The organism is Cryobacterium frigoriphilum (assembly GCF_004403305.1).
GTDB classification, from domain to species: domain Bacteria; phylum Actinomycetota; class Actinomycetes; order Actinomycetales; family Microbacteriaceae; genus Cryobacterium; species Cryobacterium frigoriphilum.
Window position 1 is genome coordinate 1 of sequence record NZ_SOHE01000085.1, and the last position, 22,135, is coordinate 22,135.

Annotated in this window: 16 protein-coding genes and 2 pseudogenes; 11 read left to right on the forward strand and 7 right to left on the reverse strand. The window is 61.1% G+C overall.

What is annotated here, in order from left to right; translation table 11 throughout:
* Nucleotides 1–204: 204 nt before the first annotated feature.
* The 3 genes from E3T55_RS20895 to E3T55_RS18745 form a co-directional block, all read right to left on the reverse strand.
* A complete protein-coding gene (locus tag E3T55_RS20895) occupies nt 205–1,086 on the reverse strand; it encodes a G5 domain-containing protein (protein ID WP_241993151.1) in 882 nt (293 codons plus the stop codon).
* An 854-nt stretch (nt 1,087–1,940) separates the two neighbouring features.
* Nucleotides 1,941–3,548 (reverse strand): DUF6119 family protein, encoded by a 1,608-nt coding sequence (locus tag E3T55_RS18740; RefSeq protein WP_134521060.1) that lies wholly within the window; start codon nt 3,546–3,548, stop codon nt 1,941–1,943.
* A 517-nt stretch (nt 3,549–4,065) separates the two neighbouring features.
* The gene (locus E3T55_RS18745; RefSeq protein ID WP_134521061.1) at nt 4,066–4,569 is read right to left on the reverse strand and encodes a hypothetical protein; all 504 of its coding nucleotides are present in this window, start codon (nt 4,567–4,569) and stop codon (nt 4,066–4,068) included.
* A 105-nt stretch (nt 4,570–4,674) separates the two neighbouring features.
* Between E3T55_RS18745 and E3T55_RS18750 the strand changes: the two genes are divergently transcribed.
* Nucleotides 4,675–5,523, forward strand: a complete 849-nt coding sequence (locus E3T55_RS18750) for a hypothetical protein (RefSeq protein ID WP_134521062.1) — start codon at nt 4,675–4,677, stop codon at nt 5,521–5,523.
* Nucleotides 5,524–5,592: 69 nt separating this feature from the next.
* Here E3T55_RS18750 and E3T55_RS18755 read toward each other — a convergent pair whose 3' ends face one another.
* A complete protein-coding gene (locus E3T55_RS18755) occupies nt 5,593–6,267 on the reverse strand; it encodes a hypothetical protein (protein ID WP_134521063.1) in 675 nt (224 codons plus the stop codon).
* A gap of 1,339 nt (nt 6,268–7,606) precedes the next feature.
* Here E3T55_RS18755 and E3T55_RS18760 point away from each other — a divergent pair.
* On the forward strand, nt 7,607–9,706 hold the full coding sequence (locus E3T55_RS18760; protein ID WP_198418608.1) for an ATP-binding protein: 2,100 nt from the start codon (nt 7,607–7,609) through the stop codon (nt 9,704–9,706).
* Between the two features lie 65 nt (nt 9,707–9,771).
* Entirely contained in the window at nt 9,772–10,188 is a 417-nt protein-coding gene (locus E3T55_RS18765) for a hypothetical protein (protein WP_166791840.1), read from the forward strand.
* Between the two features lie 257 nt (nt 10,189–10,445).
* Here the strand turns inward: E3T55_RS18765 and E3T55_RS20390 are convergent, their stop codons facing one another.
* Nucleotides 10,446–10,832, reverse strand: a complete 387-nt coding sequence (locus tag E3T55_RS20390) for a hypothetical protein (protein ID WP_166791839.1) — start codon at nt 10,830–10,832, stop codon at nt 10,446–10,448.
* Between the two features lie 198 nt (nt 10,833–11,030).
* Between E3T55_RS20390 and E3T55_RS18770 the strand changes: the two genes are divergently transcribed.
* Both E3T55_RS18770 and E3T55_RS18775 read left to right on the forward strand, forming a co-directional pair.
* Nucleotides 11,031–12,332: a PIN domain-containing protein gene (locus E3T55_RS18770; protein ID WP_134521066.1), complete on the forward strand. Its 1,302-nt coding sequence runs from the start codon at nt 11,031–11,033 to the stop codon at nt 12,330–12,332.
* Between the two features lie 453 nt (nt 12,333–12,785).
* The gene (locus E3T55_RS18775) at nt 12,786–13,700 is read left to right on the forward strand and encodes a DNA-processing protein DprA (protein WP_134521067.1); all 915 of its coding nucleotides are present in this window, start codon (nt 12,786–12,788) and stop codon (nt 13,698–13,700) included.
* 578 nt (nt 13,701–14,278) lie between these two features.
* On the opposite strand, the gene E3T55_RS18780 is transcribed toward E3T55_RS18775, so the two are convergent.
* Together E3T55_RS18780 and E3T55_RS18785 are read right to left on the reverse strand one after the other, a co-directional pair.
* On the reverse strand, nt 14,279–14,836 hold the full coding sequence (locus E3T55_RS18780; protein ID WP_134521068.1) for a hypothetical protein: 558 nt from the start codon (nt 14,834–14,836) through the stop codon (nt 14,279–14,281).
* Nucleotides 14,837–14,894: 58 nt separating this feature from the next.
* Nucleotides 14,895–15,101, reverse strand: a complete 207-nt coding sequence (locus E3T55_RS18785) for a hypothetical protein (RefSeq protein ID WP_134521069.1) — start codon at nt 15,099–15,101, stop codon at nt 14,895–14,897.
* 354 nt (nt 15,102–15,455) lie between these two features.
* On the opposite strand from E3T55_RS18785, the gene E3T55_RS18790 reads away from it, so the two are divergent.
* The 6 genes and pseudogenes from E3T55_RS18790 to E3T55_RS18815 all read left to right on the forward strand — a co-directional run bounded on the left by E3T55_RS18790 (nt 15,456) and on the right by E3T55_RS18815 (nt 21,869).
* On the forward strand, nt 15,456–16,139 hold the full coding sequence (locus E3T55_RS18790) for a hypothetical protein (protein ID WP_134521070.1): 684 nt from the start codon (nt 15,456–15,458) through the stop codon (nt 16,137–16,139).
* Nucleotides 16,140–16,231: 92 nt separating this feature from the next.
* Nucleotides 16,232–16,429, forward strand: a pseudogene (locus E3T55_RS20980) (GDP-mannose 4,6-dehydratase); the annotation flags it as partial.
* An 888-nt stretch (nt 16,430–17,317) separates the two neighbouring features.
* Complete coding sequence (locus tag E3T55_RS18800; protein WP_134521071.1) at nt 17,318–17,674, forward strand: hypothetical protein; 357 nt, start codon at nt 17,318–17,320, stop codon at nt 17,672–17,674.
* Between the two features lie 86 nt (nt 17,675–17,760).
* Nucleotides 17,761–18,069 carry a hypothetical protein gene (locus E3T55_RS18805; RefSeq protein WP_134521072.1) on the forward strand — a complete coding sequence of 103 codons (309 nt, stop codon included), beginning with the start codon at nt 17,761–17,763 and terminating at the stop codon, nt 18,067–18,069.
* 102 nt (nt 18,070–18,171) lie between these two features.
* Nucleotides 18,172–18,502, forward strand: a pseudogene (locus E3T55_RS21245) (Rossmann-fold NAD(P)-binding domain-containing protein); the annotation flags it as partial.
* Nucleotides 18,503–19,259: 757 nt separating this feature from the next.
* Nucleotides 19,260–21,869, forward strand: coding sequence for a hypothetical protein (locus tag E3T55_RS18815; protein ID WP_134521073.1), 2,610 nt, complete (start codon nt 19,260–19,262; stop codon nt 21,867–21,869).
* Nucleotides 21,870–22,135: the final 266 nt, after the last annotated feature.

A 22,135-nucleotide genomic window follows, 5' to 3' on the forward strand; every position in this document is an offset into this window, starting at 1 on the left:
TGTCGGGTAATCGCAGAGCTTGCAGGTGTGCATGGGAGGACTGTAGCGGAGGCGTGGAGGCGGATCGCGTGGGCGGTGGCTTGTTGTGGGGCGGGTAGGACCCCAGTTCTGGGGCGGGCTTGTGGGCATCCTTCTTTGCCGTGGCAGGCGGAGGCTCGGGAGGCGTCACCGTCTTGCCGCACGGTGCCTAGAGGCACCGTGACGTCAGGAGTCGCAGGCGATTCCGTCTCCGTCGCGGTCCAGGTCGTAAATGTCGGTACCCACGATTCGCAGAGGACCGTCGATGTAGGCCGGCCCGTTGCCACTGCCGCCGGCGCAGTCGACGTCGGAGGCGATGGGAACGCAGACGTCGGCGTAATTCGAGTCGCAATTGCCTACCGGGGCGGCTTGCACGGGTGCTGGCGCCGGGGCCGGCTGGCGGGTGCCTATCGCTGTGATTTCTGCGACCGGGGCCAGGGTTACTTCTTCGCTTGAGAGCGATCGGGAGACCTCGACACCGTCGACGTATTTCACGAGGTATGTGGTGGTCAGGGTGCCTGCCTGGCCCGCTGAGGTGACGGCGCTTGTACCGACATCGATTGCACCGTCGTTGACCGTTGCCGTCTCAAAGGGGATCGGTGCGGACTCCTGTACTTCGGATTCGGTTTGCACGGGTGTGGGCGTGGGCGTGGACGTGCGTCTCGGAGCACGAGCGGATGTTGGCGTGGGTGCCTGGCTGGGTTCGCTGGTCGCCATGGCCGATTTCGTGTCGGAGGCATCGGTAAGCGAGGGCTGAGGACTGGTCGCCGCATTGGCCGCGGAGCCCACCAATAACACGACTGCCCCGACAACGAGCAGGGCGCGGCCCGCTGACCGAGTGCGCACGCGGAAGAAGCTCGCGCTGCCGCGTACGGCGGCGACGATTCCGACGACGAGGGCGCCCAAGCCGATGAGCGTGATGAGACTCCAGAAGGTTCCGGCGAGGATCGTGAGGAGGGAAACGATCAGGATCGCGCCGCCGATCCAGTACCAACGGCGGGCGATGCGTCCGTCTGGGTTTCTGAGACGGCTGAGGAATTTCTGGAAGTAGATCGTGAGCGCCTTCACTTGCGTGCCTCAGATACTGTGAATCGAGATGACGTCGTCGAGAACAGGATGTGGCTTTGCATGTTGCCTCCAGGCACGGTGAATACGCCCACTATTTTCTCAGCACGTGGGTTGCGGCGGATCTCCCCAGTTGGGGGCGCATGCGTGTGTAGGCGGCTGTGTAGGAGCGCACGCGCGTGACCCCCGTGTCGGGCTTGGGCGCATCCGTTTCGCTGGGACGGGTGAGGTCTAGGTTGGCGTCACCGTGTTCCCGAAAAACGCGATGCACAAGTTGGCGACGATGACGTCAGTGGGTATGTGGTGGTTGGCCGCCGGAATCGGTGTGGAGCGGCGGTGGCGGATTGGTGGGTGCGGCGGTGGTGCTCGGATGAGTGCGAGGAGTATTGGTGTGTTAGTTCTTAGGAACCTGCCGTTTCAGCACGTCATTCCGGCCATTTCATCACCTCCATCCGGCCATTTCGGCACCGGCCCGTGGCAGTCCGAGCGACTCGAAACAGCGATGGCCGAGTGCACCTGCCGTAGCAGCTGATTCAGCGCGAGAGCAGGGCTGGACGGAGCTGCGGCCACGCTTGGGGCGACCAAGGAGACGCCGATAGATCTCCTTACCGACGTTCACCTCAGCAGACTCCCGGTCGCTCAGATGGCAGGAAAGTTATCGCTCTATTGGCCGGTTCCCAACGGACGAAACGCAAGTATTGGGTGGAGGACTGTATGTAAGAGGAGTGGTGGCGCCAATCTCCAGCTGAACGTCGGGACTGGGCGTGGCCTGACGTGGGTTGGGGCTGCCGGGTGACGGGGCTCCTTGACGTCACGGGGTCGGCTCGTCGAATGAGGCGACGAGGGCAGGGCATAAGTCATGACGTTGGCCGGAAGCGCACCTTGCTGGTGTTGTCCGCTCGCGCGGTAGCCAATGGGATACCTGCCGGCGCGTCTTCGACGTCGTCAATCCCTGCTCTCAGGCGGTGACTGAGTTTGATGACCGGAGTTATTCCGAGGCTCTCAGCCTGCCGGGCCCAACCCTCGATCTTCTGTTTCAGGATGATGGATCCGGTATCGGCGATGTTCCCTGGTAGCAACTTTCCCCGGTAGCCCAACCAGAGACAATACTTCTCAAAACCCGGAACTTCTTTGATTGCGGCACGGTTGCGAAGCAGCTCTAGGACACCCATTGCCTGGTCGCAGACGTAACCCAGTTTCTGAGATGTGCCAAACTTCACGGCATAAACAGTGCCACCGCGCTTGAGATCCCATGCTTCGATTGCGGTCGCGGACTTCGTTTTGAAGATTGAAAAGTCTTTGTCTGCCAGCTCGTAGCCAGCTTCAGCCAATTCCTCCGACTTATTAAAATTTGGCTCAGTCAAATATGTCGTGGTGAACTGAGACTCGGTCACCTCGACCTCTATCGACCGGACGTAGTCATCCAAGAAGTCGAGATAGTCCTGATTGAATCGCATCCATCGGCCGGCGGAAAGTATCACCCGATCATCATCGAGAATGAAGTCTAGGTCTTGTTTCAAGTCGTTCTGATACGTGGGCCCATCTTCTTGGTGATGGACGACCTTGATGCTTAGGATGCTCGCGCGCGGGATCGAATTGACTCGAATGAAGTCCTTCAACTCAAGCATCGTGAGCTGAGTCAGGTCCTTAGACTGGCGGCCGATTTTGAGCACATAGTGCCCCACGCTGCCGAAGACAAAATCGACGCCGTAGAGGTCGTAGGAATTCTGGGTGAACTCTGTGGTACCCGCTGAGGACATCAGCTCGTCGAGAAGGAGTGCGTCGTACTTCTCGACCTCAGCTGGGTCGGAAAGAAGTACCGTGCGCGGCAGGGCAAAGTTTGGCTCCAACCCGCGTTGCGCGTCTATCTCCGAGAGGAGGGCGCCAATTTCATGAAATTTAATATCTGGAATCAACATAACGGAGGCACCGAATTTCGCAGTACGGCCGAAAACATTCGTTTTCTCCGGGAGAACTGCTGCGGAAATATAATCGACAGATTCACCGCTCTCAAAATTCAGGTGAGTTCCACTTGAAAAGCTCTTTATAGCTTTTCTCTGCCGCCCGGTGAAACGCTTTGATGAGGTCTCGCGGGCGTCGTCTTCGTCGGCTATTCTCTTCGCCAGTTCAATCCCGAAGTCGTGGTCACAGAATGGCCGAAAGTAGAAGTGTGATTTTCCGAAACTCAGAGCATAGGAGCCGGTCTCACATGTGAAAATGAGGGCTGCAAAATGATTTGTATTCTTCGGGTCAGTGCCTTCTTCAAAGTACGGCAGGAAGTATTTCGCCCATGCAACCGGCGTACCAGGAATGCCCTCGGCGTAGAACAGTTTGCCTGTCCACTTACCCTGGTCAATCTCACCGAGAATTGCCATTCCGACGCTTAGAAGCTTAGCCTCCAGCAGGTTGACTTCGTCCTCGGGTATGCGGAATATATTGAGTTTCACTTGATTGGCCCCCGCCACTTTTATGAAGCGTATCGCGCCCGCCAGGATGCGGCGTCTTGTGAAAGGCGCGGACGCGGAGGTAAGGCAAAGTCAAAATCCCGAATTGGTCCATCCCCGCGCAACGTCGGTCCCTTCTTTGGCTGTGCGTCTCCGCGGACGACGATAAGGCTGGGGTTGGGCGTCTCGGTGGGTGACGATCTAGTTATTGTCGCCAGTCGCTCGTAATTTTTGGGGGCCTGAACGGCGTCGGATCTCGATGTTGTCAGCTCGCTCGACGTCGCCTGGCAGCTTGGCGTACAACCGCTGCCGGTTCTTCGTCCATCGTGCCTCCGCCAACGATCCCTACGTGACTTCGAAGATCGAAGGGATATTACACATTCAGGCGGTGCGCCGCCAGCGCGGGTGGCCGTGGATCTCGGCGATGCCACTAACCCCATACCGAAGGAACCAGCCGCTAACTTGGTAGAAGTGCAGCGCCGATGGCCCTGCGCCGCAGCGCCCCCAGTCTTAGCGATCCAGGGGTGCTGTCGCGGGCCTAGCGCCAGAACTCATCGGCGAGCGGTACGCCGGTCTTCTTGGCATAGATAGTCTGGCCAGTCGCGAGTTTGACGAAGACCCGCAGTTGATTCGGTGAGAGTTCGGCGTTGTGACGGATATTGGCTCCTAGGGTCTCCGCAGCAAGAAAGAAGTGGGCATTGGTTCCAGGTTCGAGAAGGTGAGGCAGTGGCGTTGAGTAGTGAAGAGGGTTCGCCACAACGAAGCCGCCGCTCTTATTGGGCAGTTCCATTCCCCACGTCGTGATGCGTACTGCAGAGACCCCGCTGTTGATGGCTTCCACGCCGATCAATACAACGGTCGGCGCATGTTCGTCGAGGACCATCGAGTTGGCGACGTTGACCGAGACCCGGTGGGCACCACGAGTCCGTGTGACGATTTGCCATGCGAGAGCGGCGACGCCTGTTAGGGCACCGATCGTCGCTACGGCCAGGCTGATGATCGCGAGGACGAATGCTGGGAGGGCGAAAGGATCGGTTTCCACACGGCGACTCTAGCCCCGATGGTCCTCGGTAGGCCGTCGCCGTGATCGCTGACCTCGGCTAGTAGCGGAGACGGATGAGTGGAAGGAACCAGTAGAGTTTCGATCATGCCACTCCCAGCGATCACTCAGGCGGACCCGTTCCTCAAGCTGGGCCTACGACCGATTGCTGTGGCTGCTTCGTTGGTCGCAATCGCCGCCCTTACAACCTTGGTAACTGTCGTTGCGCTCTCCGGTAGTGACACACTTGCCGCCGTTGCGCTCGTGTTAGCGATACTCGCATTCGTGGTCCAGATCGTTGTGTTCATAGCCGACCTCTACATAAGCAATCGACGGGATGCGGAAGCCCAATCGCTGTATAGCGACACGAAGTCACTTCTCACCAGGATTGAGACGGTCACGGCTGGGACTAGCGACATGGTCAGCGTACAGCTCGGCAAGTTAATTGATGGGCTCCTGATCGGCACGAAGCCTCCAGTGAACTACCGAGGGGAACCGACTGGCGACGACGGACGCTTTGAGCAACTCCAAGGAGCCTTGATCGCTGCACGGAACGAGGCAGCTACCCAATTTGCAGGGCTGAGGCAACAGGGAGCAGCACGGGCCACTCTGATTCGAACCTGGCCGAGTGAAGCCGTCCTCCGGCAACTCATCGCTGATGGAGTCCAGGGGCTGCCGGCAGAGTGCTTTCCGCTGTTCGATATTTTGGCAATGGATTTGATCGCTTCCTACGACAGGGGGCTACCCGAGGGGCGCGTGATGGACATGCCCATGTATCGGGAGGCATCGATTGCGCTTCAAAGTCGGGGATTCGCCAAGCAGGAGGACGCCGCTCTTGTCCTGACGCTCAAAGGGCTGTTGGCAGCAAGCCTGATCGCGTCGTACGATCCAATCCCCCCGCACGTCGTTGAGCTGTGGCCCGAACTTCACGACATTCGCGGTCGGTCGCAGCACTAGCCCCGAGATGATTTCAAGGTTGGCGGGCCGCTCAACGGCCGACATGGGCCAAGATGTTTGCTGGCGGACTCAGACTTCGTCGTCCGTTAGCAATTGCCTCAATCTAGTCAGGGAGATTAGGTACGAGTCGGCCGCGTCTTGGTATCTGGCCATGGCTACTTTGAGGCGCGGCAGGGTGAGTAGATGATCAACGCCGCGGGTGTAGGCGATTAGTTCGACGTTCTGCACGCCGATGAACGTTTCGTGGGCGGCGCTGTCCTGCTCGCCGTAGGCACGAGCGCGGATGATGCGCCAGATGTTTTGGTCCGCCATCCATGTCTGTTCCAGGAATTGGATGCTGTCCATTACGAGTGCTGACTCAAGCTCGACCGCACAGGATTCGAAATGAGGGCGCAACCTCGTGATGACAAGCAGGGAGTCGAGCACCGGGTCGGACTTCTTGAGGTGACTCTGCCAGAGGGCGAGCGGCCAACGCGATGCGATGTCATCGAGCGCGAGGAGGGGGAGCGGAATGGGGAGGAGACTGTCGAAGTCCTTGAGCCACGAACGGTGGGCGGCTCCGGATACGGCCGGCTTAAGAGATTCCCATGCGAAAGTCGAGTCGGCACGGCCCCTGCGTCGCAGTGAAATGGCCTGCGCGGCCAGCAAGACAAATCCAACAGCAACACCGGTAACGGCACCGACGATCAGGTCGGGGTAGAACGTATCCCAGTTCGTACCAGTTGCAAAAGCATTCATTCCCATGATGAAAGCGTAGGGCGTTCAAGTGCGCAGCCATCCTGTGGGCAACGGCTCACTCGTTGGTGGGACGGATGAGTGGGAAGTCGTCCACGACGTCACCGTGACGTTGAACGAGTACGCCGGATTCGGCGTCGGCAGGAGCGTTTAGCGATCGCGCATTCCAGATACGAGTTCCCGACCCGGTGAATTGTGGTGAGCAACGTTCAGTTGCCGGGCTGCGAACGAGCGGTGTCGAGTTAAGTCAGCAGGTCCTGGTTCAGGCCGCGTTGCAGCCTCCTATCAGCTCGATTTGAAAGGCGGCCAAGGGGAGGACAAAGATAAATCAGAAATCTATTACTCGTGCTGAAGGCAACAATCCACGGTTCCCGTGGGGTCCTTCTCACCAAGCTTTTGGTCGGGCTTTCAGCACCAGTGCACAATCGGCGTTCGCCCTGACAGACGTCTCCATCATCGACCCGGGTCGCTGAACCGGCCATGGCACCAAGGTGACGGGCGCGATAGTTTCGACAGGCGCGGCGCGGCGAAAGCCGCTGAACGGCTTTTGGTAGGAAACCAGCCGTCAACTTGGCCGTGTTTCGGTGCCGAAACGGAATTCATAGAGTTGACCACAACACACACTCTGAAGACCGAGTTCTACTACCACCGCGTGTGGCCCACTCTCGACCGCGTCCCCGGGAAGTTGGCGCCTGGATCGAGGACCGAGACAGCCGTCGGCGCTGGTACTCCTCGATCGGAGATGTCAGCCCCGTCAGCCATGAAATGCACCACTCGCTAAAGACTGCGGTAGTTCAAGTCGCCACTTACCCCATGTCCACTAAGTGTCAGGATGGCCCTTTTGGCGGACGCTGTCCCATCATGTGGATTGGGTTTGCACGGCTTTGGAGTTTCTGCGTGCGGGCTGAACGGAAATCCACAGCTGCAGGCACCTGCGACAGGCTCTTCATCCAAAACTTCGGCTGATTAGGAGATGAGGTCTAATGTGTCATATGTAGTGGGCCAACGTGTTTAGCTCTCGGGAATAAGAGGATGCGACAGTTGAGTCGCGCGTTGTAGGTCGGGTGGAACCAGCAGCAATCTGCAGAGATTACGGGTTAACGCGCTTCGGCGTGGGGGAGAAGATGCCAAGAATGATTCACTACTCAAGAACCACAGTTCAGGGATCGCGGCGGGCTCGGCCGAGGCACAACATCCTTCGAAATCCCGTGACCGCGGGCATGGTCGGGTGGCACTAGTGAAAAAGTTACGAATAAAGTTAGAGAACTGTTATGGCATTCGTCGGTTGAACGCTGAACTCGACTTTTCGCGGAAGCGGGCCATCGCGATCTATGCCCCTAATGGTGTTATGAAGTCATCTCTCGCTAGGACATTCGCGGATCACTCTGCCGGCCAGGAATCGCATGATCGAATATTTCCGCTGCGCGCCACCACGCGCGAGATTAGAGACCAATCGGGCGCAGAAATCCCGTCCGGGAACGTCGTTGTCATCCAGTCATATGACGAGCAGGTCGGTCCAACAGAAACTACTTCGACTCTTCTCGTGAATAAGGACTTGCGTGACGAGTACGAACAGATCCAATCTGTGATTGAGGTCGCCAAAGCCAATCTCGTCGCAGCGCTCGGCAAACAATCAGGTTCACGCAAGGACGTTGCTAAGGAAATCTCAAGGACCTTCACCGATGATGAGGCCAGCTTTTTTCTGGCACTTTCCCATATCCGAAATGACCTGCGCTTACAAGAAGATTTACCGTTCGCGGACTTGCCATACGATCGAATATTTGATGACAAGGTTGTCGCTTTGCTCGAGACGGCGGGCTTCCGAAGTGCTCTCGGGGAATACATTTCTCGTTACAACGAACTGCTGGATTCCTCCACGTACTTCAGCCGTCAAACCTTCAACTACTACAACGCCGCGAACGTCACCAAGAATCTCGCTGACAATGGGTTCTTTCGCGCACATCACTCAGTGCTACTGAATTCCGAGACGCCAATGGAAGTTGTGAGCCAAGCGGAACTTCAAAAACTAATCGACACAGAAAAGGCGAAAATTTCGGGCGATGACAAGCTCAGAAAAAAGTTGGCGGACGTTGAGAAACAAATAAATAAGAACGTGACCTTTCGTGACTTTCATGCGTACCTGTCAAACCATGAAGATATCTTGCCTCTACTCGAGAATGTAGGTAGCTTTCGCCAGACAGTGTGGAAGTCCTATATCAAGAAGCACTCAGAACTCCTGGAAGTCGCGCTTGCAGAATATGAAAAGGCCGAGGAAAGAAAGAGGCAGATCGAGGGTGCAGCCCGTGGCCAGCAAACCCAGTGGGAGAAAGTGATTAGTATCTTCAATGACCGATTCTTCGTGCCTTTTCGATTAAAGGCCGAGAACCGTGAAGAGGTGGTGCTAGGGCGCGAGCCGCTTCTGCGTCTCGGCTTTGATTTCGAAGACCGTGGTGAAATTGCCGACGTCGACAAGGGCGCTCTCCTGGAGGTATTGAGCACTGGAGAAAAGAAGGCCCTGTATATCCTCAACGTTCTCTTCGAAATCGAGACTCGTAAAGGCTCAGAGAATCACACTCTGTTCGTGATTGACGACTTGGCCGATTCGTTCGATTACAAGAACAAATACGCGATCATTCAGTATCTGAAGGAGATTTCATCAGAACCCAAATTTCGACAGATTATCCTGACCCACAACTTCGATTTCTTTCGCACTATCGAAAGTCGTTTTGTCGGGTACGGCAACTGCCTAATGGCTCAAAAGAGTGAGGCAGCTGTCCGCCTTGTTCAGGCAGCAGGAATCAAGAATCCATTTATCACGGACTGGAAGGGAAATTTTTTTGAATCGCCGATGAAACGTATTGCGTCGATTCCGTTTCTCCGAAATATTCTTGAATACACGAAAGGAGAGGAAGACCCTGGCTACCAACTACTCACCTCTCTGCTTCATTGGAAGGTCGGCACGTCAGCGATTGCACAAGAATCTTTGGATGATTTATTCGCTTCCACTTTCGGTGTGACCGGCATTTGGAAAGACCCCGATGAATTTGTCGTTGACGAGATCTTCCGGCAGGCGACAATTTGCCTTGTCGCCGAAACCGGCGTGAACTTTGAGAATAAAATCGTAATGTCGATAGCGATAAGGCTTACCGCTGAGCGATATATGGTTGAGCAAATTGCCGACCCTTCATTCACGGATCACATTGCGGTAAATCAAACTGCTGCTCTGCTTAAGCGATATCGACAGTCCAATCCGGCGAATGTCCTGACGATCAGGACCCTTGAAGGCGTCATGCTCATGACACCGGAGAACATTCACGTCAATTCCTTCATGTACGAACCGATTCTTGACATGTCGGATGAGCACCTACGCAGGTTATATCTCGACGTTGAAGGGCTGGCCCTCGGGGAAGAACCGAGCCAGCATTGGCACGAAGTCGTCCAGGGCTGATGACGACAAATGTCTAGGCGGACCGCCGGTTTCGGTATTCATCGATCCGGACGATATCGGCGACCGTGACGGTGGGCAGTTTCGCTACGCGGGACATGTTCGTCCCTTGGCTGCGGGACTTCCATGGCGTGGGCATCGCCTGGTACTCGAGCCGCCACGGCGCTGCCGAGGTGAAATGGGGCACCGAGCCAGTGGCCGGCGCGCTTGACGTCGTCTGGACCTCGAGTCTGCCACCACCGTTCGACTCGGGGATAGACCATCTGTTCGAGGAACGTCGCCCCACCAGCCTGAACCGCCTTCTGCCGGCGATCACGCAACGCTTCGGCTGCCTGTGCTTCGCTCCAGCGCCGCATCTGGGTCTCGCCTTGCAAAGCTTCGTCGGAATTGTGGAGAGCCGCCATCCCCGCCGCGGCCGGTTCCGGAATCCTTGGGTTCCTGTAATGGGTAGTGAAGGAACCGTTGGCTCGACGCGCACCGCCTGAACTCAACGAGTCGTCGGAGATAATGTCTCCGTTGGTGTCGAAGACATCAATGTCAACGAGCACCGATCGGACTGCTGGGATTCCGTCATTGGTCATTGGTCATTGGTCATCCGTCATTGGTCATTGGTCATTGGTCATTCTCCTCAATCTCACCATGAGCATAGAGCCCGCCAGCCGAATTCTCTCCGGAGGAGGGACCGTTACTGCTCTTCGCCGACTGAGTATTCGAACCTCTGAGCCCCACCCAATCGTGTGATTCAGCACCATCGATCGTTCGAGAAAGCACCAGAGTTGCCCGGTTCAGCACTATTGGCCCATCGAGCCTGTACCTGCGCGCAGTTGAGGCTGTTTGCATCTTGCCTCGCGGCGCTGGCTCGGAAACACATTATCTTGCGGAGGCTCCGGTCGATCATGGCGTCCGTGTCGAATGTGTGGCCGTCCGTCGGTGAGTGCTCAAGCATGACATCGTTGCCGTTGCCGTTGCCGTTGCCGTTGCCGTTGCCGTTGCCGTTGCCGTTGCCGTTGCCGTTGCCGTTGCCGTTGCCGTTGCCGTTGCCGTTGCCGTTGGCGACTGGCGACCGTGGGCACATCCAGGCCGGTGAAGGCCCGGCGAAGGCCCGGCGACCGAGATCGGACTCGGTCATCCTTTAAGCGCAGGAGACACTCCTGGCGCCCTTCTCGGATGCCGTTCGATGCAGACCGCGGTGGGGCCGCGCGATATTGGAGCAACAAACGACGATCCCTACCGTGATCGTCTTTTGGCGACCCGCTCGGGAATGGGTTCGAAGTGACCGAACGCGCGTTCGTTCTCCCGAAGGGCGAGGGTCGGCCATGATGGAGCCATGATCACCGTCATCCTGGACTCGAATGCGTTCTACGGGGCGCGATGGTTGACCTCCATCGCTGGGCAGAACTTAATTGGGCTCGCAGCTGCCGGCTCGTGTCAGGTGGCGCTTCCACGGGTCGTCGTCGACGAGCTTGAGCGGCAACACCGCGAGGCCCTAGGGAAGCAGCGGGACGAGGCAAAAGCTGCTCTGAGTGAGGTCGAGTCGCTCGTGAACATCGACGACATTAGGGCGAAGTTCGATCAGCTCCTCGACGAGGTCAGCGTCGAGCGTGACGCGTTGCTCGCGCGAACCGGTATCCGCGCTGCGCCCGTTCCCGCGAACATCACCCGCGACCTAGTTGACCGGGACCTCCAGAGACGGCGACCTTTCATCGAAACTGGGAAGAAGAAGTCATTGGGCTTTCGCGACGCCGTCATCTGGGAGACGCTGCTCGAGACAGTCGCTTTGGACGAATCCGAGGACACGAACTTCTTCGTGACGAGAGACGTGGGGTTCCTCACGAAGAACGTGAGCGAGCAGAAACTTCACGCCGATCTGCTCCGAGATCTCGACGATCGCGGCATGGGCCGGGATCGTGTGGTCGTGATCGACACCCTCGCGAACGTTGTCGAAGCCGTCAACGCAGCCGTTGCCGCAGCCGAAGCTGAGGCAGCCGAGGCGAAGGCAGCAGCGAACCCGCTGGACGAGGCAGAAAGCCACCTCGCGTCGTTGCTGCGCGTGGACGCGGTCGCTGCTGCTCATCGCGCCGAGTTAGTGCGGGTGGCCACCGGGGCGCTCGAGGCGCTCGTCGGGAAGGAAATTAACGACGAGCTCGGATACGGCGGCGACTATCGGCCCCCGGACTTCGTGCACTTTGACTACCCGTCGGCGATGGAGAGCGCGATGATCGTCGCGATCGACCTCGAATCGAACTTCATCTTCGACCCACCGAACGGCGACATTGTGACCGCCCGGGCCGACGTGATCCTGTCCATTGAGGGCAACACCTACAAGGCCGACTATTTCATGAACGGAGACGACGATGTCGAACTCGTCGGTGAACTCAATGACCACTATTTTGAGACCTCAACGTCGATCCGCGCGCGCTCCGTGATCGAGATCGAAATCGAAGGCGGCTCAGGTCGATTCCAGAGTACGGACATCGTGCTCGAGGACAACCCGAACCCGTCGCTCTCGGGGGAGCCGTCCAGCGTCGAGCTTGACTTCAATCTCGAGGTCGAGTTGGACCCTCAACTCGACCTGGCTCCGGGCGATCCGGGAGACCCGAGCGAACTGACGCGGGACCAGCACGACTAGCCAGCTGACTAAAGATCAGTGGACCTTCCTCGGGTGAACTGGTGACGGTGGGTACGAGTGTCCGCCACATGAGGCCGGCTGCTCCGGGCGTTGCACGGCAATTTCAAGCATGACGTCGTCGACTATGACTCCTAGAACTAGGGGTCAGAATCAGCGTGACGAGGCCATGATTGTCGTGGGCCTACTATGAGGTGTCGGCCACTCATTCCGAGGCGGCGCACCCCACGAAAGGAAACCCCGTGGCCAAGGGATTCATGTGCCCGGATTGCGGCACATACACGCTTCAGCGGATCAGCACCAACTGGCTGCAGTGCACCACGTGTGACCTCAAGAAGCCCGTTTGACGAATCGACCTGGTACCCGCGGACACTGAACTGGAAATCGAACCTACTCCCGGGGGTGCGCGGCGCGGTTTCATCACTCGCTGTCGGACGTTGGCGGTAGCCTGCCAAGGTGACCGATATCAAGAAGAATCTCGAGGATGTGGCGCTGTATGCCCTGCTTCGCGATGATCGGCTGAAGTGGCCGCAGATTCGCGATCTACTCGAACGTGCTGGCAGCGCTGACGCGGCGCTAAAAGAGCATCTCGCTGCCTACCTCATCGACGAGGAGTATATAGCGGCCCTGGCCGAGTCTCGCCAGACGATAGCTGCGTTCACGGCTTCCGGGATTCACACTGACACGTATCTCAGTGACACCTATCCCGTGCAAATGCTCACCGTTTATGATTTTCCACCGGTCGTTTACTGGCGGGGGTATCAAGACGAAGCGGATGCCCGCTCGGTCGCCATCGTGGGAACCCGAACCCCGTCCGAAGGCGCCACGAAGTTCGTCATTGAGTTCGCTGGGCTTCTTGGCCGGCAGGGGATACCAGTGGTGTCCGGCCTCGCTCGTGGCACTGACACCGCCGCGATGCGGGCGTCGCTCGACGTTGGTAATCGAACAGTCGGCGTGATCGGCACCGGGCTGAATCGCCAGTACCCGAAAGAGAACGCGGGACTGCAGGAAGCTATCGCCAACGGACATTTGTTACTGTCTCAATTCCATCCAGACGCATCGGCGTCGCCCAAGACGTTCCCGATGCGCAATGTTGTGATGAGCGCCTATTCCTCCATGACCGTTATCGCAGAGGCGGGCGAGAAGTCCGGCACCCGCGTTCAAGCGCAGGCTGCGGTCAAGCATGGTCGCCCCCTGATCATCAGTCGGGCTGTGTTTCAACAAACCTGGGGAAAAGATTTGGTTGATCGCGGCCTGGACGTGACCGTTGTGTCCAACGCCCACGAAGCTCTAGCGGCGGTTCACGAAGTGCACGAACGCCAAAGCAGGCAGGGAATCATCTGGGCACCCGGCACTTTGCTTGTGAAGTAGCGTTGCCCGGTGCCTGACCATCCCGATGATGCTCCGCTCAGGGCAATCTACCGAAACCCGCCTCGGCAGAAGCTGCTCGACGTCTCAAAACTGGCCGATCTCGCTGGTTGAGCCGGCGCGGGAAGCGCGCCGGTCGACCCGGTGGGCCGGCCCTGGGGGTCGGCGTACTCGGTTTCGACCGCTCCTTCGTCGCGGCTCAACCGGCGCGGCTTCGCTGGTTGAGCCTGCGCGCATAGCGCGCCGGTCGACCCGGTGGGCCGGCCCTCAGGGTTGGCCGGCCCTCGGAATAGCGTGGCGTGTCTCGGCGCAGGCGTGTTGCGCGGGTTCAGATTGTGAATTGCGCCCGCCCGCTCGTCGACAAAGCGTCTAGGGACCGCGTTTGTCTTCAGCGTGCTGGGTCGGGCCGTTGATGGCAATTGTCAGCTCGGCAGACTCGGTTGCTGCCGAGCGATTCGGTGCAAGGTGCTGTCGCTGTCGCTGTCGCTGTCGCTGTCGCTGTCGCTGTCGCTGGCGATGGGGCTGTGGGGGTTGAGGGCGTCGTTGGTGGTGGCTGGGGCATCCGTCGTCTGCGTTGCGGATTATACGGTCGGCAGCGGGGGGACGGCGTGCAGGTGCCGCGGGCGGGCGTGCGGCTCGTCGCGGTGGGGCGTTTGGTTTCGACCGCTTGCGGTGACGGGGGTCGTCGAATCGCGCGGCTCGACCAGTGAAAGCGGGGGAGGGGCGTTGAGTGGCAGGGCGGGCTCGGTCGGTGGCGGGGATGTGGAATTGTCGGGTGGCTTGTTGAGGGCGGCGGCGCGGGCTTTGGTGGCTTGGGCGGCCTTGGCGCCGATGAGGCGCACGAGTTCGTTGCAGCGGGGGTTGGGACAGGTGAAGCGCACCTGGTTGCCGACTTGCGTCATGGTGCGGCGTTGGTGGCAGCGGTAGCAGTCCGGCTGGCCGAGGATGATGAGCAGGTCGGGGTGGGTGAGTTCCTCGAAGGTGGCGCAGAAGCGGCGGGCGCAGAGGTCGTTGATGCAGGCCCATTCCCAGGTGTAGGAGTGGGTGACTTCTTCGAGGGGGAGTTCGCATTCGGGGCAGGTGGGCGGCGCGGCCTGGTGGTGTGAGGCGGCGACTTCGGTGTCGTCGGGCGGGGGCATGGGGTGAGAGTACCGGCGCGGGGGTGGCGTTGGGTAGGGGGCGCAGTCAAAGCTGCTGTCAGTCCGGAGTGTTGTACCACTCGAGAAAGGCGTTGCCCTCGGCTAGCAGACGTTGGTTCTCGGGATCGGCCTTCCACACCGCACGGGTATGGCAGAGGTGGCAGGTCACCTCATCGGGGTCGCCCGAGGTCAGGTGCGGGTTGGAAATACCGCACGGGTAAAAGCCGCTGCTGCTTTCGAGGTGGACTTTGTATTTACCCGTCATGCAATCATTCTGTACCAGGCGGCTATGGCGCGTGGTAGCTGAATTTGGGGGCACGAAGGCTTGGAAGCACCGTGGGCTGCGTTCTGCAGCCGTGGCGTGCCGTGGGCCGATCTATGGTCTCGAGGTCGGCTTGCGTGGTTTCGACCAGCGCGCTTTGCGCGCTGGCTCAACCAGCGGTGGTTGATCCCGGGAGCATTCCGCTTCGAGCCGCGAGAAGCTTCGGCAGGGAACCTCGCAGCAAGCCCTTGTCGAAAGCGGGAGTGTCAACATCCGCTGCCTCAATCTCGCCGAGGTGCAACCAGGCGGACACCGCGCCTGGGTTGTGCCAATCTCGGCGAGGAGCCGCTGCCATAATTGGCGAACGTGCTGATGTGTCGAGGGGGCTTGATTATGCGAGTTGAGAAAACAGATCTGTTCGTTGGCCTGCCGGCGCCGGTCGCACGCGATGTGCTGCGACGGTTTGACTCTGAGTGGGCGGATCCGGCCGCGAGCGATGATATTTTGGCGGCTAACGGCGTGACGGATGCTGAGACCGTGCTTCAGGCTCTCGCCGATGCAGGGTTCTTGCAGAGCTCCGGCGCGGTCTGTGAGGGGCGCACGGCCTGGATGCTGACGACGCAGGGCAGCGCGCTCGCTCAGGCGAGTTTTGGCAAACCGATCACTCGCGCGACGGCCGAACGCCACGTCGTGCAGATTGTGGAACGTGCACGGGAGTACAACGCCGAGCCGCGACATCTCTTTACTGTTAACCGGCTTCGGGTATTCGGCAGCTACCTGGACCCGACCGTCATGCGTCTGGGCGACGTTGACATTGAAGCGATGTATGTGCGCCGGCACCCCGCTCATGACTTCTCCGCCGCTGCCCGTGAGTACACCCGGGCGCAGGGCCATAACCTGCCCGCGATCAAGGCTATGTTCTGGCCCGAACAGGAGCTGATTCGAGTTCTTCGTGGAGGTTCCTCGGCAATAAACATCACCACAGAAGACGTAGATAATCTGACCGATCGTGTCGTGACCATCTATGAGCGTGGGGTTTGAGCCGGGAACGTCGCGTTCGCACAAGCAGTGACTGGGTCGCGTCGCCGCTGACGGTGGATCCGCAGGGGAGGTCTCGCAGTCAGCCAGGCAGCACCTCGCCGCCGGGGACCGCGCGCAGCATCGGGCGTAGTCCCGGCGCCACGCGCTTCTACCAGGCGTCGACGTCGGAGATGTTCGGCACGACTCCGCCGCCGCAGAACGAGGTCACCCCGTTCTACCCACGCTCGCCCTACGGCGCCGCGAAGGCCTACAGCTACTGGATCACCAAGAACTACCGCGAGGCCTCCGGCAGTAGCCCCCTCCACCATCCCGCTGGTTGAGCCGGCGCGCAAAGCGCGCCGGTCGAAACCTGGTGGGCCGGCCTTCGGAGTTGGCCCACTCGGTTTCGACCGTCGGTTGTTGAGCCTGTCGAAACACGTCGCGGCTCAACCGGCGAGGGGGGTCTCGCTGGTTGAGCCGGCGCGCGTAGCGCGCCGGTCGACCGGTGGGCCGGCCTTCGGAGTTGGCTCACTTGGTTTCGACCGCTCCTTCGTCGCGGCTCAACCAGCGGCGTTTCGCTGGTTGAGCCGGCGCGCAAAGCGCGCCGGTCGAAACCCGGTGAGCCGGCTCTCGGAGTTGGCCCGCTCGGTTTCGACCGTCGGTTGTTGAGCCTGTCGAAACACGTCGCGGCTCAACCAGCGGCGTCTCGCTGGTTGAGCCTGCGCGCATAGCGCGCCGGTCGAAACCTGGTGGGCCGGCCTTCGGAGTTGGCTCACCAAGTTTCGACCGCTCCTTCGTCGCGGCTCAACCAGCGGCGTCTCGCTGGTTGAGCCTGCGCGCAAAGCGCGCCGGTCGAAACCTGGTGGGCCGGCCTTCGGAGTTGGCCCGCTCGGTTTCGACCGTCGGTTGTTGAGCCTGTCGAAACACGTCGCGGCTCAACCCGCGAGGGGGGCATCCGCTTGTCGGATTCGGTGTTCGGTGACGCACTGCTGGTGCCGCAGGGCGGTGACTCTGCGGGAGAGGGAGGATTGTCGCTAATATCTTGCCCAAAAAGTTAACAACGATCATAACTATGATTCTGCTAGGTTCGACGCATGGAACACGAGACTTTTCAGTCCAGTGACCTCGCTGGCGCCAAACGTACCCAATTCATTCACGCGGCTCGATCTGGTCGGGCTCGGCTTCGAGACAAAGATGGGATGACCCTCATCATGCTCCCCGAGCGCGATCTCAACGTGCTCGACCAGTTTGCCCACTGGTCCCAGGTGCAACAGCGAATCGCAGTGATGGCCACCCGGGCGGCGCCCGCATCCGTTGCTGAATTGGGGGACCTCGCCTGGCTTCGTGTTTTCGACAGTGAAGATCTTCACACGCTTGCCGACGAACTTCATGGTGCCCTCATCGCGGGGCTGGCGGACCAGGACACGGACGTGATCGTCGAACTGGTGAGCGATTGGAGAATGACGGCACGACAACTGGAGGATCCTCTGCGAAAGGCTGTACTGCTGGATCACTTTCGTGAGAGTGATTTCGAGGACGCACAGGCGCCCGAGTGAACTCCGAGCCGGAGCCTGCCGCGTATCGACCTTTCGTGGCGGCACGGCGCCCAGGCGGCTCTCCCACGGATGCTCCTCGCTTCCGAGTGCTCGTTCACCGCCAGTTCCGAGACCATTGGGCAGAACTGGCCGCACGGGTAGGACTCCAGCAGGCACAGCAATTTTGGGACCATGTCTCGCACAACCCCGGCCAACGCGACCCAATTGCGCAGATCACCATTCTGAAGGGGAAGGCGGGCAAGTCGATGGGCCCGAACTGGTCGCGTACTTACCACTACGAGGTTTCCGGCGCGGGCCGCATCGATTACCAGTTCAACGAAGCGTTCAAAACCTCACCGTCTGGCGATGCGCACCGTGTGGTGGCGATTCGCACTATTTCGTTTGGGAGTCACTAGCCGCCTGGATGCTGCTGCCGATGCTCTCTGTGGACATGGGACTTCGGGAGTTGCAGGGGCGCAAGTGCCGTCGGTGGGGCATCCGTCGTCGAAGTGGCGATTGTGGCGCCGTCACCGATTCGTCGCTCTGACGAAACGGCGCGCTCGGGGCTGAGTCGGCCACGAACTGGGGGACTGGAACGCCGCGTCGCGAGTGCACGTTGACGATATAGCCGCCGTGTGCACCTCACGGACCACTATGATGGCCCCGAGCAGGTCAACGTGGGCACCGGCACCGGCGTGACGATCCGTCAGATCGCCCGCGTTGTCGGGTTTACCGGCACGACGGAGTGGGGCACCTCAAAGCCCGGTGCTCGACGTCTCAAAGCTGGCCGAGGCCGGCTGGACTGCAGCCATCGGCCTCGACGAGAGTACTCCGTCGACGGTGGCGTGATACTGCGATGACGCCAACGCCCTCCGCGAGTAGCGTCCAGCCCCGCAGCAACCACCTCGTTGGTCGAAACCAAGTGGGCCGGCCCTCGGGGTTGGCCCGCTTGGTTTCGACCGCTCCTTCGTCGCGGCTCAACCAGCGAGGGGGTGTCGCTGGTTGAGCCTGCGCGCGCAGCGCGCTGGTCGAAACCCGGCGGGCCGGCCCTCGGACTCGGCCCGCCAGGTTTCGACCGCCGGTTGTTGAGCCTGTCGAAACACGTCGCGGCTCAACCAGCGAGGGGGCGCCGCTGGTTGAGCCTGCGCGCGTAGCGCGCTGGTCGAAACCTGGTGGGTCGGCCCTCGGGGTTGGCCCACCGGGTCTCGAGACGCCGGCGAAGTGCGTGCCGGCTCCTCGACCAGCGGGGGCGGGGCGCCGCTGGTTGAGCCTGCGCGCGCAGCGCGCTGGTCGAAACCTAGTGGGTCGGCCCTCGGGGTTGGCCCACCGGGTCTCGAGACGCCGGCGAAGTGCGTGCCGGCTCCTCGACCAGCGAGGGGGGCGCTGGTTGAGCCTGCGCGCGAAGCGCGCTGGTCGAAACCTGGTGGGGCGGCCTTCAGACTCGGCCCACCAGGTTTCGACCGCCGGTTGTTGAGCCTGTCGAAACACGTCGCGGCTCAACCAGCGAGGGTGTCTCGCTGGTTGAGCCTGTCGAAACACGTCGCGGCTCAACCGGCGGCGCCAGCGGGCATTCTTGAGTCTGTATGATCACAATCTGGGGGTAAGCATGGCGCTGAAGGATTTGCTCAATGCGGGAGGATCGCCCGTGCAGGCCCAGCGGGTCTTCACGAACCGGGTGAGTGAGGCGGAAGCGTTCTTCGACGCGATGCACCGGGTGCAGATCGAGCTGTCGCGCCCGGACCTGGTGACGAACCTTTCCGGTCCGAGAAGAAACATCCTCTCTTTCTACGGGCATGGCGGCATCGGCAAATCGGCCCTCTCGAAACACCTCGAGAGCTTGGCGCTGCGTCGTGGGGACAGTGCGCCTGAGCGAACAGGAGCGGTGCCCGTCACCCTGCGGTACGACCTGTCCTCGACGTCCGCTCGGGACCCCGAATCGATCCTGTTGGCGTTGCGGGCTACGCTCGCCCATGCCGGGATCAAGGCCCCCGCCTTCGACTTGGCCTTCGCCTACTACTGGTCTGAAACGCACCCCGGTCAGCCGCTCACCGCGTATCTGGCCCCCTCGTCCTTCACCAATCGCGCGGGGCAGTCGCTGGATCTGGGGTCGATCATTCAGGACGCCGCGACCGACATCATCAGCACGGCCGCCGATGTGAGTACTTTCGGCGGAGTCGGCACGGTCTTTCGGCTGACCAAACGGGTGGCGGCATCCGTCTCTCAGAATCTGTCGAGTAGCCGCGCGCTGAAGGATTGTCCGCATCTGGCGGAGGCCCTGACCGAAGAGAACATGCTGGATCTGCGCCTGTTCCTGCCGCATTTTCTCGCCTGGGATCTGCATCAGGTGCAGCGGGCGGCACCGGTCGAGAGCGCCGCGGTCGTCGTCTTCTTTGACTCCTGGGAAGACGTGCAGGCCGACGCCCTGACGCGCGGGTGCCTCGAAGACGTACTGAGCCAGTGGGTTTACCTGATGCCGAACATGCTCTTTGTCGTCACCGGACGTGACCGGCTGCAGTGGGGGGAGGGCGACTCCGCGCGCTACCTGAGTCGGACCGGCGCTCTGCAGTGGCCCAGCCTGGTGCTCTCAGAATCGGGTGAGACCAACCAGCACCTGCTGGGCGCGCTGTCGTACAACGACAGCCGGACTTTTGTCGTGGGCGCGACCGCGGCCGCCCCGATCGAGCCGACCGTGCTGCATGCCCTCATCGAGCAGAGTGGCGGGCATCCGGACTACCTGGACGCCATTATCGATCTCTGGCAGAGCGCGCTCAGCGGCGCCGCGCCATTGACCGCGGACAGCGCCCGCGGCGGGGTCGCCCAGGTCTACCAGCGGGTCTTTCGGGGGCTGACGACGATCGAGCAGGATCTGCTCGTGGCGGCTTCCCTGGTGCCGGCCTTCGGGGAACCCCTGCTCGGTGAGCTCGTGCCGCAGGCCGGGCCGAGCCAGATTGTGCGGTTTGTGCGCCGGCATTTTGTCGAGTCGACCACATCGGACTGGCTGCCGTACCGGTTGCGGCCCTCGGTCACCGACCTGGTGCGGGCGTCACGCAGCAACTCGACGCTGAGCTGGTCGCCGTCGCAGGTCGATGCTGCGCTGGCGACGGCGGCAGAACTCATCGTCGAGAGCAGCCTGCCCACGGGGGCCGCGCGCACCCTGCACGACAATGCGCGCCTCGATCAGGGCGTCAAGTTCGTGGTTGCGCTCGAGCAGAATGGGGCGGTGCTGCCCGCGCGCACGGCGGAGCTCATCTTCGCGGCGAACACGGCCGGGTGCGCGGGGCGCCTCTTCGCCGCCGAGCTCGGGCTCGCGAGCCGCTATTTCAGCCAGGTTCTGCGCTCGGTCGTCACGTTGGAGAACGCCGAAGCTCCCACGATCGGCCCGCCGCCGCCGAACGCGCCGGACTGGTTGGTGGACACCCATGCGGTCGCCGATGCCCGCCGCATCTTGCTGGCCGGAGACCTCTCGCGCTCGGCCGAGATCATGGCGACCATCCGTGACTCGACTCCGGTGATCATCCGTCGCCGGGCCAAGCTGGAGATTTTGCTGGCGTCTCGATCGGGCTCGCTCAAGCGCGGTCGTGAGCTCGCCGCGGCGTGGCCGGTCACCGATGAGCGCAATGATCTGCTCGGCCACATCGCGTATTGGCAGGGGCAGTTCGTGGCGGCCCGCGAGCACTTCATTCTGGCCGAAGCCGCCGCCCGCTCCGGCGAGCGAGATCTCGAACTGGCCCGCGCGCTGCGGCACCGAGCCCGCGTAGAAGCGCTCCTCGATCACGCGGATGTCGACGCCACCCTCGACCTAGCGGCGGCGGCCAACGCCGCCCTCGACTCCACGATCGGTCTGGCCCAGGTCGCGGGTGCGCGCGGCATCGTCGCTGCCCGGCGCGGAAACGCCCCGGAGGCCGCGTCGCTACTGGAGTCGGCTTTGCTCGCGTTCGAACAGTCGGGTGCCACCATCGATGTGGCGTCGCTCTGCGTTGCCGGCGCGGTGGTGGGGCGCCTTGTGCAGAGCAGCGATGTCGTGCAGAACTGGCGTGCCCGGCTCGCCTCGGTGTATGCAAATGATGTCAATGAGCGCCTCTACGTGCGCACGCTGGCCTTCGTCGACGACTCCTGGGTCGCAGCGGATGCCGCCCTCGCCGACGATTACGACTCGCCCTCCGACACGGCCCGGGCCTGGTCGGCCGTGGCTGCGCGACGCCCCGAAGCCGACTGAACAGCTGCGCCGGCGGGGTTCCCGCCGGTTGAGCCGGCGCGCGTAGCGCGTGGGTCGAAACCTGGTGGGCTGGCCTTCGGGGTTGGCTCACCAGGTCTCGAGACGCCGGCGAAGTGCGTGCCGGCTCCTCGACCAGCGGGGGCCTCGCTGGTTGAGCCGGCGCGCGTAGCGCGCTGGTCGAAACCTGGTGGGCTGGCCCTCGGAGTTCGCTCGCTCGGTCTCGAGACGCCGGCGAAGTGCGTGCCGGCTCCTCGACCAGCGGGGGC

Excerpts from the sequence above, each read along its gene's own strand:
- E3T55_RS18750 (WP_134521062.1), top strand. The coding sequence starts at position 4,675 with ATGCCACTCCCAGCGATCACTCAGGCGGACCCGTTCCTCAAGCTGGGC.
- E3T55_RS18755 (WP_134521063.1), bottom strand. The coding sequence starts at position 6,267 with ATGGGAATGAATGCTTTTGCAACTGGTACGAACTGGGATACGTTCTAC.
- E3T55_RS18760 (WP_198418608.1), top strand. The coding sequence starts at position 7,607 with ATGAAGTCATCTCTCGCTAGGACATTCGCGGATCACTCTGCCGGCCAG.
- E3T55_RS20390 (WP_166791839.1), bottom strand. The coding sequence starts at position 10,832 with ATGACCGAGTCCGATCTCGGTCGCCGGGCCTTCGCCGGGCCTTCACCG.
- E3T55_RS18770 (WP_134521066.1), top strand. The coding sequence starts at position 11,031 with ATGATCACCGTCATCCTGGACTCGAATGCGTTCTACGGGGCGCGATGG.
- E3T55_RS18780 (WP_134521068.1), bottom strand. The coding sequence starts at position 14,836 with ATGCCCCCGCCCGACGACACCGAAGTCGCCGCCTCACACCACCAGGCC.
- E3T55_RS18785 (WP_134521069.1), bottom strand. The coding sequence starts at position 15,101 with ATGACGGGTAAATACAAAGTCCACCTCGAAAGCAGCAGCGGCTTTTAC.
- E3T55_RS18800 (WP_134521071.1), top strand. The coding sequence starts at position 17,318 with ATGACCCTCATCATGCTCCCCGAGCGCGATCTCAACGTGCTCGACCAG.
- E3T55_RS18815 (WP_134521073.1), top strand. The coding sequence starts at position 19,260 with ATGGCGCTGAAGGATTTGCTCAATGCGGGAGGATCGCCCGTGCAGGCC.